The organism is Vreelandella sp. 162(4c) (genome assembly GCF_058152265.1).
This window is the reverse complement of the sequence record NZ_CM176981.1, coordinates 4132661-4146207: the sequence shown is the minus strand read 5'-3', so window position 1 is coordinate 4146207 and position 13547 is coordinate 4132661. Positions and strand designations below refer to the sequence as shown.

Here is a 13547-nt window from a genome sequence, read left to right as displayed (position 1 = left end):
TTATGAGTGTGTTGCTGTTAACGCAGGCGGCGCTAATGCCCTTTATAGCAGCCGCTGACACACCGAGCAGCCCCCCGGAACCGCCACGCATTGTGACGCTTTACCAGGGGGCTACCGACAGCGCCGTAGCCCTTGGACTGACGCCTATTGGCGTAGTCGATTCCTGGCTGGAAAAGCCCATGTACCGCTATCTGCGCGATGCGCTTGATAGCGTCGAGCATGTGGGGCTGGAAACCCAACCCAATCTGGAAAAGATTGCCTGGCTTAATCCTGACTTGGTCATTGCCAGCGACTTTCGCCATGCGCGAATAGCGCCGCTATTGGAGGCCATCGCCCCCACTGTATCTGCCCCGACAGTGTTTAACTTCAAGACCACGCTGAACATGGTGGCCAATGCTACTGGCCGCGAAGCGCAGGCAAATGAGCTGCTTGAGCAATGGGATGATCGTGTCGCCGACTTTCGCCAGCAGATCGCCGCCAAGTTGAGCAGCGAGTGGCCGCAAAAAGTGGCCGTGGTGCGGTTTAAAAGCGACCACGTGCGCATCTATACCAGCGGCTTTGCAGGCTCGATTCTTGATGAGCTGGGCTTTAATCAGCCGGATACACTGCAAAGCCAGAGTTGGGGAATGAAGCTTTCCAGTACTGAAAACATTCCGGTGCTGGATGCCGATGCCCTCTTTATTCTGCTTGAGCCCGATGACCCCGCTATTGCAGATAATTACCAACACTGGGCCTCCCACCCACTCTGGCAACAGCTGTCAGCGGTACAAAGCGGGCGCGTATTTGAAGTTGAGCCGGTGAGTTGGATGATGGGTGGCGGCATACTGGCGGCCAACGCCATGCTGGATGATCTGTATAGTCACTACGGGCTGTTGCAACCCGAAGCGGCGCCGCATCAGGCTTGCCTGCCTCACGCCAGTGGCCGTGGGGAGCCTGCTTCATGCTAAACAGTACTGCCGCAAAAAGTATTGGCCTGCTACTCGGCGTGCTGGTGGCACTAGGCGCCTTTTTCGCCAGCGTGATGTTAGGCACAACGGAGATCTCCCTTTCCTCTCTGTATGGCTCGCTCGTCCATTACGATCCTACCAACATCGCCCACATCATTCTTTTAACTGAGCGCTTACCCCGTGCGGTAATTGCCGCTCTAGTGGGCGCCAGCTTAGCCATTGCCGGGGCGCTGATGCAGACCATGACGCGCAACCCGCTGGCGTCGCCGGGCATTCTGGGCATTAACGCCGGAGCGATGTTTTTTGTGGTGGTGGCAGTTTCGCTATTGCCGCTGCACACGCCCGCTCACTACGTATGGGCCGCGCTATTAGGGGCACTCGTTGCGGCCATACTGGTGGTGGTGCTTAGCCGCGGCCGCCACGGTGAGCTCTCCCCTCTGCGGGTCGTGCTGGCAGGTGTAGCAGTGACGGCAATGTTTGTGTCGTTCAGCCAAGGGCTGTTGGTGATTGATCAGCAAAGTTTTGAAAGCGTGCTTTACTGGCTGGCGGGCTCAGTGTCGGGGCGCGACCTCTCTTTGGTAGCGCCCTTACTGCCGCTCTTCGGCGGAGCATTGCTGCTCAGCGCACTGCTGGTACGTCACGCCAATGCACTGTTACTGGGCGATGACATGGTCACCGGGCTGGGCATGCAGGCCACCACCATCAAGCTGCTGCTCGGGCTGATTGTGATTGTGTTGGCGGGCAGCGCCGTAGCGCTGGCGGGCATGATCGGGTTTGTCGGCCTGATTGTGCCCCACATGGCGCGGGGAGTATTTGGCATCGACCATCGCTGGCTGCTGCCGGCCTGCGCGCTATTGGGTGCCTGTTTGCTGCTGCTGGCCGATCTTGGCTCGCGCTTTTTAATGCCACCCCAGGAGATCCCGGTCGGTGTGATGACCGCGCTGATCGGCACGCCCTTCTTTATCTATCTGGCACGACGCAAGATGGCTGGCCAATGAGAACAGACGCTACGTTAACCCTCAATAGCGCAGCAAAAAGCGACAGTAATCGCTTACTGCGTCGCCTGCTGATACTAAGCCTTTTATTGCTAGCCAGCGCCGGGCTATCGCTCTATTTAGGCAGTTTTCCGACACCGCCTCTGCAGGTGCTAAACGCGCTGGCGGCCCCACAGAGTAGCGATATCGCCTTTATTATTTGGGAGCTTCGGCTGCCCCGCATTACGCTAGCGATACTGGTTGGCGCCGCCCTGGCAATAGCGGGGGCGATTCTGCAAAGCATTGTGCGTAACCCGCTGGCCTCCCCGGATGTCATCGGCATTACCAGTGGTGCGGCGTTGGCGGCGGTGGTGTTCCTATCCCTATTGAGTTCGACCCTTAGCATTCACTGGCTGCCCGTTGCAGCCATGCTGGGAGCACTGGTTTCTGCACTGCTGGTGGTGAGCTTGGCCTGGAAAAACGGTGTTAGCCCATCGCGCATGGTACTGGTCGGCATTGGCCTGGCCGCGGCCATGGGCGCTGGCACCACCCTGTTAATCGTGATCAGCGATGACTCTGCCGCCATGACCGCCTATGTATGGCTAACCGGCAGCCTTTACGCGGCGCAATGGGACGATGTGTGGAGCCTATTGCCGTGGTTAGTCGTCGCGGTGCCTATCAGCCTACTCTTCGCCCGCCATGCGGATGCCATGGCCCTGGGTGATAGCGTTGCCGAAGGGCTTGGGGTGGCGATTGTGCGCAGCAGATTGGTATTGCTGGCCTGCAGCGTGGCGCTGGCAGGTGCCGCTGTGGCTTTTGCCGGTGGCTTAAGCTTTGTGGGATTAATTGCCCCCCACCTGGCCGCTAGGCTGGTGGGGCGGAACATGGCACGCCTGGTGCCTACATCAGCGTTGGTCGGCGCCTTGATAGTGCTTTACGCCGACCTGCTGGGCCGGGTAGCGTTTTTGCCCAAAGATTTACCTGCGGGCATCTTTGTTGCCGGGATAGGCGCGCCCTTCTTCGTTTATTTACTGCATAGATCGCGAGCTCGCTTTTAGAGCGAATTGACGAAAAAAAAGCGGCGCCCCAAAGGCGCCGCCAAACAGTATCGAGCACAAAACATAGAAAATAGAAAGCGGCTGACTAGAAATCCAGCTGGTACCCCAGAGTGAAAGTGCGGCCCCGCCCAGTGAAGTAGTACTCATCGCTGATGCGTGCGGCTTGAGAGTAGTAAGTGAGGTAATCCTCATCGGTGAGGTTTTCGATACCTACTGACACCCTGCCGGTGGGCAGGCGATAAGCTAGAGAAGCATCCACTAAGCCGTAGCCGTCAAAATCAAGTTCAGGATTATCGACGCTTCGATCGAAGTAGTAACTACCCTGCAAGCGCGTGGAAACGCGGTCGTTCCAGGTAGCGCTCCAGCCCAGTTTGAGCGTATCCGGGGCGATATTGATACCGGTGAGTTTGGTATCCACACTGCCATCGCCATCCTGATCCGACTTGCCCTCAGTGTGGGCATAGGAGAGCGATAGATCGTGCTTGTCCGCCACCTGCATGTCGCCGGTAATCTCAACGCCCTGGATTTCGGTCTTCTCACGGCTGCCTACCCAGGTGCCATTCTGCTCGGTAAGCCGCTGGCCGTAATCCGAATTGGACTCATAGTAGCTAATCTCTAGCCCGTAGCCATCCCAGTCAAAACGCGCGCCGATTTCCCGGTTATCGGTAACAATAGGCTGAAGTTGCAGCAGGGTATCCACATCCTGGCCCGCCGTGCCAATACCGCGCAGCACTCGGCCCACGTCGGGCATGCCGAAACCTTCCGAATAGTTGGCATACAGCTGAGCCCAATCAGTGGCTTGATAGGTTACGCCGACGTTATACAGCGTTTCATCGAAACTGGGATTGCCGCCATCAACGGTAACGTTGTCTTGAGTGACATTGCTGCGATCAATTGTTTGGAAGGTATCCACATCAAGTTCGGCATACTCGTGACGCACCCCGGCGTGCAGCGTGAGCGGATCCGCGAGCTTAAACTGGCCCTGCAGAAAAGGAGCCAAATTACGATAACGGCTTTCCGGCACGTAGGTACGCCCGGTATGCACCAGCATCTGGCTTGTTTCGTCTTCCAGCACGTCCAAACCAACCGTCACACCCAAACGGTCGTCCAGCATGCCGTCACGGTTCAAGGTGAATTTGGCGCCCGTTTTGTCAGATTCATTGCGTGTCTGGTCATACTGGGTATCCCCTGCACTATCCAGATAAGGGAAAAATGGCGTAGTGGCAAAGCGTGCACGAAAGCGCTGGTGATAGACCTGAGCATCCAGCTCGTTGCCAAACCAATCCGCGTGGGAGTAGGAAAGCCGAGCGGAGGTCACTTCGTTAAATCCAGGCTCGCCGTCACGACGGCCTTTGCGTGCCGTGGTGGGAACACCTGCAGAGCGGTCTCCTGTTACCGGTACGTAGTCGTTGCCCTCTTCCAAATCGAAGTGGTTCAGCGAGAACTCAATATTCTGATTGTCGTCGATCCAGTAGCCCAGCTTGCCGAAAAGGTCGTAGCTTTCCGAGTTTTGCAGCTCGCCTGGGTAGGCGATACCGACCACCTCATCGTTGCCATCGTAAAAAACCCCGCGCTCCTGACGCGTCGCCGCGGCAACGAAATCCCAGTCGCCTTGCTGACCGCTAATGCGGTAGTCCAGCTTGTGGCCTAGCCCACCGGATTGAAAATCATCGTCCGTGGTCAGGCTAATCCCTGCGTGCTGGCTAATGCCTCCGCCTTCGGCACGCCGGGTCACCAGGTTGATCAAGCCACCCGTAGCACCTAATCCGTGCTCGGCGCTGGCGCCATGGATCACTTCAATACGCTCTACCATGGAAAGGTCAATGGTATAGCTATCCCGCGAGCTGTCGCGCAGGGGATTGGACTGCGGCACTCCGTCAATCAGGAACAGGGCATCGCGGCCGCGGAATGTCTCGCCCGCGTTGGAGAGCTTTTGGCGGCTGGGGGAGTAAGAGGGAATAAGATTACTGAGCACCTGGCCCGGGTCATCAGTAATCGCTAGCTGCTGTTCGATCTGTTCACGGGTAATGATCGTAACCCGCTGCGGTGTTTGGCCCGCTTCGCTATGGCTGCGGGTGGCCGTCACCACCATGGTCGAGTCGGCATCATTGGCGCCGCTTTGCGATCCTGTGGAAGCAGACTCCTGCCCATAAGCATGGCTGGCAGCTACCAAACCGGCAAGCGTCAACGTAGGCCAAAATACCTGGCGTTTCTTAGTGTACATCTAGTTTTTATCCCCCTGCTTTTGAGTGAACCCTACTCTGAAAACGTAATCTACATCTAAATAATAATGATTATTTTATGCATATAAATCACAGAGGTCTACTCAAGCAGAACGAACTGTTCAGGATAACGACACGACTCCTCACCTCTCTTACCCCACATTTCTTCTGCGGCTGACGCTTAGAGACAGTGAGCAATTACTTGCTGAGCAATGGCAAGTATTGAAAATGAGAATATTTTGGCTTACGGTTCTGCCTGCTTAAACAACCCCAATGAGCACATTCATGACCCAGCCTTCTCATCAGCTACCTCGCTTGACGGGCGAAGCCCTGCACGCGGGCTATGACACTCGACGTGTACTGGATGGTGTCGATATTGCGATTGAGGAAGGCAAGCTCACGGTGCTTTTAGGGCCGAATGGAAGTGGCAAGTCGACGCTGCTAAAAACCCTCGCGCGCACGCTTACGCCTAGTGGCGGGCATGTGTATTTGGACGGCAAGGATATCCATCGCAGCAAGACTCGAGAGGTCGCCAAGCGCCTGGGAATTCTGCCCCAAGGCCCGGTAGCCCCCGAGGGGCTGAGCGTAAAGCAGTTGGTGGGGATGGGACGTTTTCCGCATCAGGGGTTATGGCAGAAAAATGCTCAGCAAGACGCCGCTGCTATTCGTGAGGCCATGGCTTATACCCACGTGACGGAGTTTGCCGAGCGCAATGTCGATGCGCTCTCCGGCGGCCAGCGCCAGCGCTGTTGGATTGCCATGGTGCTGGCTCAACAAACCGATCTGATTCTGCTTGATGAGCCCACTACTTTTCTGGATCTGAAGGTACAGGTGGATTTGCTGGAACTGCTTTCGCGCCTGGCCCATGAGAAAGGCCGCACCCTGCTACTGGTGCTCCACGATCTAAACCTGGCCGCCGCCTACGCTGATCATTTAGTAATGATGTGCGATGGCCGTATCGTTACCAGCGGCGCACCCAGCAAGGTCTTTACCGCCACCAACCTTAAGCGCGTGTTCGACCTGGATGCCCATGTGATCCACGACCCCGAAAGCGGCAGCCCGATTTGTGTGCCACGGAAACGCAGCCAATCCATTGCGAAAACGGAGACAGTTGTGCAATAACGCTGCGGATCGAGAAAGAATAAGCCGCACCTCTTCCTCCATAGAGTGACCATGGCTAGCCGCTTAAATGCGGAGCTGCGCTTTGAGTTCATCATCTACATTACGCACTGTAATAGTCGCCATTCACCTATCCTCAATGCAATCATGGCATACGCTGAAAAGATCCTCAGACCCTAAAGCATACCCCAGATACGCAAACGCCCGACCTATATGACCGGGCGTTGTGGTTTGCACTGGGCCTTACCAACTATATTTCACGCTGCCAATCACACTGCGGGATTCACCGTAATAGCACCAGTATTCACAGCTGGCCACGTACTCTTTATCGGTGAGGTTGTTGACGTTGACCTGGGCCTGCCAACCGTCAGCAAACTCATAGCCCACCATGGCATCGACCAGAGTGTAGCTATCCACTACTGTGTTGTCGGCGACGCTGGTATCAACAGTGCTGCCCACATAACGCACACCGCCACCTAGGGTCACGCCGTTTAACGCGCCGCCGGTGAAGGCGTAATCCAACCAAGTTGATGCTTGGTGGCGCGGGATTAACGGCGCACGCTCATCGCCTTCCAGACGAGCATCGGTGTAGGTGTAGGCCGCGGTGACTTTTAACGCATCGGTAATATAACCCACCCCTTCCAGCTCAAAGCCTTGAGAGGTACGCTTGCCCTCTTGTACCTGGAAGCCTGCTGGAGAGGTCACTAGAGTATTGGTCTCTTCCAGATCAAAAACTGCCGCCGTTACATAGCCATCCCAGTCGAACGGCGCCAATTTAGCGCCTATTTCCCACTGACGACCTTCGCGGGGATCATACAGGTCGCCTGAATCATCGACTCTACCCACTGGGTCAAATGACTCGGTGTAGCTAACGTAAGGATTAACACCGTTTTCACCCAGATACATTGCGCCACCTGACCAAGACACTTGGTCGTCATCTGAGCGCTGAGTGGTTCCTGCGGTTTGATTACGGTTATCAGTTTCCGCTTGGTCGTAGCGTACGCCGCCCAGCAGCACCCAGCGGTCATCGATACGCAGCTGGTTTTGGGCATACAGACCGGTCTGCTCTTTATCGATTTCCCGAGTTAGCAGATCTTCTTCTGCAATCGGCGTAAAGTTACCGTAGGTTGGGTTAAAGATATCAATCGGCTCGCCGAACGCATAGTTATCCCCTTCCTGGCCACGCAGGCTCAAGTTTTGGTAATCAACACCCAGCAGCAGCGTATTCTCGGTGCGATCACCGTACCAAGTACCCACCATGCGGTTATCAATCGTCCAGCTATCAATGGAACCATCGCGATAAACCAATCCACGGGATGCGCGTCGATCATCAACCATGGAGAGTGCGTAGGTGCTGCGCAGCTCTAAGTCCAGTTCGCTGTAGCGCAGGTCTTGCTCAAACGACCAAGTATCGTTAATAGCGTGGCGAAGCTCATAACCAAGCCCCCACTGAGTGCGTTTATCCTGATCGTATCCAGGTTCGCTCAAGTTGGTCTGTGGGTCTATGCGGCCAAAGGGGGTGTTTTCCACAGTGCCATAGGGCAGCTTAAAGCCATTAACGGGAACGCCATCATCTTTTTGCACGCTGGCTAAAAAGGTAACGGTAGTATCTTCACTAAGATCAACCGCCAGGCTCGGCGCAAAATAGTAGCGCTCGTTATCCGTGGCGTTTAAATCGCCGTCGCGCTCTTTGTATAATCCCACCAAGCGATAGCGCACATCCTCTGATTCTCCCAGCGGCCCGCTGGTATCAATGCCGACTTGGCGATGGTTGCGGTTGCCAAGCTGTAAATTAACCTCCCCTTGAGGCGTCTCAGTCGGACGCTTACTGACCGCATTGATCAAGCCCCCAGGAGGTGCCTCACCGTATAGAATCGATGAAGGCCCTTTAAATACCTCGATACGCTCCAAACCATAAGGCTCGGGTAGCCACTGATAAAACCCTTCGCGGTAGATTCGCAGACCATCTTGGTAAGTCGATTGATCAAAACCGCGCACCTTGAGCCAATCGGTATTGTTATCGCTACCGTAATGGCCCGACAACACGCCCGCACGATAGCGGAACGTTTCATCTAGCTGTTGGACGTTACGGGCTTCCAGTTCTTCACGGTCAACGCTTGAGACCGGACGTGGCGTCTCTACTAGCGGGGTATCGACTTTAAGCGCCGTGGCCGTAACCACCACGGTATCGTTGGAAGTGGTTTCTTCCTGAGCATAGGCAGATGCGCAAAAAAGCGCCGCAGTGACGGGGATCAGTGCGGAAATTGAGCGCGCCAAAGGACGACGGGCAAACGGCAGACGAGGCATGATAGAGTCTCAGTTGGAATTAGGAGCAAAGAGGAAGCAGAGAAATAAGCATCATGATAATCGTTGTTATTAGCATTCATGATAGCGCTTTTGAATAGTTGCTTTCAATGGCCTAATGCGGGGATTTTCCACGCTGACTGAAGGCGATACCAACAGACTGTACCCAATGCATCTCAACTGCTTAGATGCTTTAGCAGTTGAGATTTGAGAAGAGAGGCGCTGCGTTCCCTGCAGCGCAAAGTGCAACGTCCTGTTTAGGCATTTCCGTTGCCACACTTATATCTACATTAAACAGTTAGCTATCTGTTGGCTGTGCGCTGGCGAACATGGGGGTGAAAAACTCCTGCAATAACTATCCCTCTCCAACGATTCTCTCTTATACAACACATCGTTTCTAAGCCTGTTCCAAGAGGCTTATGTACGTTAGCGTACTGAGTTGGCCTGCCGATAGCCTATACTAAAACGATATCTGTATAAAAATTTGTGATAACAGTAAAAAGCATTAGAAAAGAACATCTTACTCAGACAATTTTGATCAAAAGCCGCGCGACAGCCAACAACAGGGGGAGAGGTGCGATGCTAGAACTCCAGCAGAACGCTCTGCTTGGCTTATTACCCGAAGAAGACCTTGCGCATCTGTTGCCTCATCTTGAGCAGGTTACATTGTCCTTGGGTCAGTCACTCAGCGAATCCGGCCGGCAAATGAGCCATGTCTATTTCCCATTGGATTCTATCGTCTCACTGCTGTGCGTAATGGAAGATGGTGCCTCGACGGAAATTGCCGTAGTGGGTTATGAAGGAGTGGTAGGCGTTTCGTTGTTCATGGGCGGAGAGACCACCCCCAGCCGAGCGATTGTGCAGAGTGCAGGGAAGGCTTACCGCCTTAAGGGGCAATTACTCAAAAACGAATTCTATCGCGCGGGCCCTATGCAGCGACTACTTCTGCGCTATACCCAAGCCTTGCTGACGCAGATGGCACAGACAGCGGTATGCAACCGCCATCACAGCGTCGATCAGCAGCTATGCCGCTGGCTGCTACTCAGCCTCGACCGGCTACCGGGCGATAAATTGATTATGACCCAAGAGTTAATTGCCAATATGCTGGGCGTGCGGCGCGAAGGCGTGACCGAGTCCGCAGGGAAACTCCAGCGAGCAGGGCTGATTTCCTACAACCGCGGGCATATCACCATCATTGACAGGCCTGGGCTAGAAAAGCGGGTCTGCGAGTGTTACGCGGTGGTTAAGCGCGAGTACGACCGCCTACTCAACCACCATGACGTAATGTAATAATTCAATCCCTACTATCAATCTACCCGTAAACACCATTCCGACGTTATGTACGCTAGCGTGCCGACGAGTGATTTACCCAATGTTAATATGCGCATAGTCCGTCAATAACGCTGATGATGGCCTATCTGCAGCCGACATCAAAATGATTTACACCTTCATTGTGCCGTTTGCCAGGTTCTTATAACCGGAGAGGCACATGACGTCTATTTTGAACGTTCCCGCTGCCAATCAACTCCTTGTTGAGCTGCCGGAAGTCGAGCGAAATGCCTTTATGGCTGCCTGCGACACCGTGGAGCTTAGCTTTGGTGAAGTACTGCTACAGCCCACAGAGACATTTACCCACGTCTATTTTCCCATCGATAGCTTCATCTCACTGATTGTCGTCATCGATACTGACAAACGGCTGGAAGTCGCGATGGCGGGCCGGGAAGGAATGCTGGGTAGCTCATTAGCACTAGGCATTGATGAGGCGCCGCTACTCGCGCTGGTTCAAGGGGCTGGTTCGGCTCTACGCATGACTGCTGAAAGCTTTCAGCAGCTACTACCCGGTAGCCCAGTATTACATCAGCGACTAAAGCGATATATCTATGTCGTGATGAAGCAACTGGCGACATCCGCGGCGTGTAATCACTTCCACCGGATTGAAGAGCGCCTCGCCCGCTGGCTGCTGATAACTCAGGATCGCGCGGGTACCGATCAGTTGAATCTGACTCATGAGTTTCTGGCCATGATGCTCGGGGTTAGACGTGCAGGCATTACCCTGGCGGCGATAGCCCTACAGGCGCGTGGCCTAATCCGTTACCAGCGTGGAACCATCACGGTGCTTGATCGACTAGGCCTAATCGAGGCCTCCTGCGAGTGCTATAGCGATGATTGCGCGTTATACGCCAAAATGTTGCCGATGGTATAAAGAAAGGAAGCGTAACGCTTGATCAAGCATTTAATAAGCCCCCTTCCTCTGTAACGCCAACGGGCTAGGAAAAGAGGCCATTGGCTGGCCTCTTCATTACGCAGCGTTTTATTAAGCAGCATTAAGCCTGACTACAGAACATTTTTGTAAGCTACTCCCCCTTTCATAATTAGCATGAGCTGCTCATCGGGCTGAGTAAGAACATTAATATCGTCCAAAGGATTGTCTTTAAGCACGATTACGTCTCCCCTTGCGCCTGGGATAATCTCGCCAAAATCGCCGGTGTGACCATAAGCGTCGGCGGCGTGGCTAGTGGCTGCACGAATCAGCTCGTCGGTGGGCACTACATCTTTGCGTAAATGAAATTCGTTGAGTTGATGGCGTTGCATCCGGCCAAGAAGATCAGAGCCGTATAGCATCTTGACACCGTATTGTTGAGCCATTTCCAGTGCCTTACCGCCAGCATCCAGCACATCATAAACCTTGCGTTGTAGGTGCTCGGCCATGCCCGCTTCAACGCCCTCCTTCGCTAAGGCATCGTAAGTGCAGAGAGTCGGCGTTAGGTAAGCGTCGTACTCAAGGAATAGCCGACAGCTCTCCTCGTCCATAAGGTTGCCGTGCTCAATGGTCTTGACGCCTCTGGGGATAAGCCGGTTGATAGCGCGCGCCGTATAGGCATGTGCCATGGTATGAATATTGGCGGCGATGGCTTCTTCCACAATGGCATCAATTTCCTCAAGCGAAAATTGCGTGCTGTCGATACGGTCGGTAGGTGAAGAAACGCCGCCAGACGCCATAATCTTGATCTGGGTGGCACCCTTTCTGATCTCGTCCCGTGCGGCCCGGCGTACTTCGCTTACACCATCGCAAACACGACCTAGACCCGCGCAGCAGAAGCAGCCTTCAAAGGTTTGTTGGCCTGGGCCGCGCATATCAGCATGGCCGCCGGTCTGGGAGAGTGCATTCCCGGCGTACATGATGCGCGGGCCGACCAGGGCACCTTCATCGACAGCCTTGGCTAGACCGTAATCTGCACCGCCAGCATCGCGCACGGTCGTGAATCCGCGCATCAACATAGCTTCCAGCAGCTCGCTTGATTTGGCACCCACATAGAAAGGCGAAAGCGTCTCAAGCAGAGCAAAATTGGGTGTAATTGCCGTGACGTGCACATGTGAATCAACTAAACCGGGCATCAGGAAGTGGCCCTGAATATCAATGACGTGATCATCACTGCCCTCTAGCGGCGAATCGCTCACATCGACGATACGGCCATCCTGAATACGCACCTGCTGGTTGGCGAGTACTTTTCCGTTGCGCGTGTCGATGACGTTAGCATTAATAAAGCGTGTCGTTGTCATGAGTATTCCTTGTGAGTGTTCTTGTGAGAGTTCTTGTGAGAGTGGCGTTAAAACATCTTTTGCGGAAGGTAGAGCGAAAGCGCTGGAATCAGCACGATCAATAACAGGGCAACAATATCCATGACGATGAACCAGGCGACGCCCTTGAACACTTCAGACAGGGTGACGCTATTGCCCAAGGCACCTTTGATGACATACACATTGAGCCCGATAGGCGGAGTGACCAACCCCACTTCAAGCAGCTTTACGACAATGATCCCGAACCAGATCAAGTTGAGGTCTGCGCCTTCCACTAAGGGCAGAATTAACGGCAGAGTGAGGAGCAGTAAGCCAATGGAGTCGATAAACATCCCCAGCACAAGATAGATCACTGCCACCGCGAGAATGATCCACCAGGTCTCGGTGCTGACGCCGAGGATTATTTCGGAGAAAGCAGCGGGCACGCCACTCATGGCTAGAAAGCGGGTGAAAAACAGCGACCCGATGAGAATAATAAAGATGCTTGCCGTGCTCACTGCTGTGCGAATCAGCGCTTCCCGAATGGCTGAAAAAGTTAGTGTGCGCCGTGCCAAAGCAATCAGAGCGGCAATGGAGGTACCCACCGCCCCCGCTTCGGTAGGTGAGAAAATACCCAGAAAAATCCCACCAAGAACTGAGCCGATCAGCAGCGGCAACGGCCAGATATGCTTAAAGGCATCCCATTTTTCGTCCCAGCTAGAGCGTACATCTGTGTTGCCCGCCAGGCTGGGATTAAGCTTGGTTCGCACCATAATCATGGCGATGTAAAGCAGCGCTGAAAGCACACCGGGGATGAATCCCGCCATAAACAGCTGGCCCACCGACACCTGGGCATAAACGCCATAGAGCACCAGCAACACGCTTGGGGGAATCAGCGAGCCGAGTGTTCCAGATGCTGCGACGGTACCGGTGGCTAACCCCTTGTCGTAGTTATGCTTAAGCATTTCGGGCACGGCAATCCGCGACATGGCCGCCGATGTTGCTACGCTTGAACCCGAGGCGGCGGCAAAGAAGGCAGAGGCCATAACACTGGAAACAGCCAGACCGCCAGGCAGGCGCGCCAGATAAAGGCGCATGGCATGAAACAGACCTTGGGTCATATTGGTGCTGGTACACAAATAGCCCATAAACAGGAACATAGGTGCCGCAGTCAGTTCCCAGGTACCGGCAAAGTCAAACGGAGTGGCAGAAATCATTCCCCAGGCCACACGCATGCTGGTCATTTCACCAATGCCAATGATCGACACCAACCCCAGCGCAACGCCGATTGGCACGCGCAGGGCGATCAGGGCCAAGGCGATGGCAATGCCTGCCACGCCTATCTCTATATTACTCATTAGGAAA

Annotated in this window: 11 protein-coding genes; 6 read left to right on the top strand and 5 right to left on the bottom strand. The window is 54.5% G+C overall.

The genetic code is table 11. The annotated features are described in order from the left end of the window. Positions 1-2 precede the first annotated feature (2 nt). The 3 genes from AC4EYZ_RS19075 to AC4EYZ_RS19065 are packed head-to-tail and all read left to right on the top strand — an operon-like array spanning position 3 to position 2979. The gene (locus AC4EYZ_RS19075; protein ID WP_427768988.1) at positions 3-947 is read left to right on the top strand and encodes an ABC transporter substrate-binding protein; all 945 of its coding nucleotides are present in this window, start codon (positions 3-5) and stop codon (positions 945-947) included. Next, positions 941-1945, top strand: a complete 1005-nt coding sequence (locus tag AC4EYZ_RS19070; RefSeq protein WP_474191373.1) for a FecCD family ABC transporter permease — start codon at positions 941-943, stop codon at positions 1943-1945. The genes AC4EYZ_RS19075 and AC4EYZ_RS19070 overlap by 7 nt, the downstream gene beginning before the upstream one ends. Further along, complete coding sequence (locus AC4EYZ_RS19065; RefSeq protein WP_474191374.1) at positions 1942-2979, top strand: FecCD family ABC transporter permease; 1038 nt, start codon at positions 1942-1944, stop codon at positions 2977-2979. The genes AC4EYZ_RS19070 and AC4EYZ_RS19065 overlap by 4 nt, the downstream gene beginning before the upstream one ends. Before the next feature lie 85 nt (positions 2980-3064). On the opposite strand, the gene AC4EYZ_RS19060 is transcribed toward AC4EYZ_RS19065, so the two are convergent. After that, a complete protein-coding gene (locus tag AC4EYZ_RS19060) occupies positions 3065-5203 on the bottom strand; it encodes a TonB-dependent receptor (protein ID WP_474191375.1) in 2139 nt (712 codons plus the stop codon). Between the two features lie 283 nt (positions 5204-5486). Here AC4EYZ_RS19060 and AC4EYZ_RS19055 point away from each other — a divergent pair, with 283 nt between their 5' ends. Further along, a complete protein-coding gene (locus AC4EYZ_RS19055) occupies positions 5487-6323 on the top strand; it encodes an ABC transporter ATP-binding protein (RefSeq protein ID WP_174788242.1) in 837 nt (278 codons plus the stop codon). Positions 6324-6386: 63 nt separating this feature from the next. On the opposite strand, the gene AC4EYZ_RS19050 is transcribed toward AC4EYZ_RS19055, so the two are convergent. Together AC4EYZ_RS19050 and AC4EYZ_RS19045 are read right to left on the bottom strand one after the other, a co-directional pair. Then, positions 6387-6446 (bottom strand): FitA-like ribbon-helix-helix domain-containing protein, encoded by a 60-nt coding sequence (locus AC4EYZ_RS19050; RefSeq protein WP_412768185.1) that lies wholly within the window; start codon positions 6444-6446, stop codon positions 6387-6389. Between the two features lie 117 nt (positions 6447-6563). After that, a complete protein-coding gene (locus AC4EYZ_RS19045; RefSeq protein WP_490203961.1) occupies positions 6564-8627 on the bottom strand; it encodes a TonB-dependent siderophore receptor in 2064 nt (687 codons plus the stop codon). Positions 8628-9203: 576 nt separating this feature from the next. Here AC4EYZ_RS19045 and AC4EYZ_RS19040 point away from each other — a divergent pair. Both AC4EYZ_RS19040 and AC4EYZ_RS19035 read left to right on the top strand, forming a co-directional pair. Further along, positions 9204-9914 (top strand): Crp/Fnr family transcriptional regulator, encoded by a 711-nt coding sequence (locus AC4EYZ_RS19040; RefSeq protein WP_027958580.1) that lies wholly within the window; start codon positions 9204-9206, stop codon positions 9912-9914. Between the two features lie 199 nt (positions 9915-10113). Next, complete coding sequence (locus tag AC4EYZ_RS19035) at positions 10114-10827, top strand: Crp/Fnr family transcriptional regulator (protein ID WP_474191377.1); 714 nt, start codon at positions 10114-10116, stop codon at positions 10825-10827. 131 nt (positions 10828-10958) lie between these two features. Here the strand turns inward: AC4EYZ_RS19035 and AC4EYZ_RS19030 are convergent, their stop codons facing one another. Together AC4EYZ_RS19030 and AC4EYZ_RS19025 are read right to left on the bottom strand one after the other, a co-directional pair. Next, positions 10959-12185 (bottom strand): metal-dependent hydrolase family protein, encoded by a 1227-nt coding sequence (locus AC4EYZ_RS19030; RefSeq protein WP_474191378.1) that lies wholly within the window; start codon positions 12183-12185, stop codon positions 10959-10961. Positions 12186-12232: 47 nt separating this feature from the next. Further along, positions 12233-13540, bottom strand: a complete 1308-nt coding sequence (locus AC4EYZ_RS19025) for a TRAP transporter large permease (RefSeq protein ID WP_400672369.1) — start codon at positions 13538-13540, stop codon at positions 12233-12235. Between the last annotated feature and the right edge of the window lie 7 nt (positions 13541-13547).

Excerpts from the sequence above, each read along its gene's own strand:
- AC4EYZ_RS19075 (WP_427768988.1), top strand. The coding sequence starts at position 3 with ATGAGTGTGTTGCTGTTAACGCAGGCGGCGCTAATGCCCTTTATAGCA.
- AC4EYZ_RS19070 (WP_474191373.1), top strand. The coding sequence starts at position 941 with ATGCTAAACAGTACTGCCGCAAAAAGTATTGGCCTGCTACTCGGCGTG.
- AC4EYZ_RS19065 (WP_474191374.1), top strand. The coding sequence starts at position 1,942 with ATGAGAACAGACGCTACGTTAACCCTCAATAGCGCAGCAAAAAGCGAC.
- AC4EYZ_RS19060 (WP_474191375.1), bottom strand. The coding sequence starts at position 5,203 with ATGTACACTAAGAAACGCCAGGTATTTTGGCCTACGTTGACGCTTGCC.
- AC4EYZ_RS19055 (WP_174788242.1), top strand. The coding sequence starts at position 5,487 with ATGACCCAGCCTTCTCATCAGCTACCTCGCTTGACGGGCGAAGCCCTG.
- AC4EYZ_RS19045 (WP_490203961.1), bottom strand. The coding sequence starts at position 8,627 with ATGCCTCGTCTGCCGTTTGCCCGTCGTCCTTTGGCGCGCTCAATTTCC.
- AC4EYZ_RS19040 (WP_027958580.1), top strand. The coding sequence starts at position 9,204 with ATGCTAGAACTCCAGCAGAACGCTCTGCTTGGCTTATTACCCGAAGAA.
- AC4EYZ_RS19035 (WP_474191377.1), top strand. The coding sequence starts at position 10,114 with ATGACGTCTATTTTGAACGTTCCCGCTGCCAATCAACTCCTTGTTGAG.
- AC4EYZ_RS19030 (WP_474191378.1), bottom strand. The coding sequence starts at position 12,185 with ATGACAACGACACGCTTTATTAATGCTAACGTCATCGACACGCGCAAC.
- AC4EYZ_RS19025 (WP_400672369.1), bottom strand. The coding sequence starts at position 13,540 with ATGAGTAATATAGAGATAGGCGTGGCAGGCATTGCCATCGCCTTGGCC.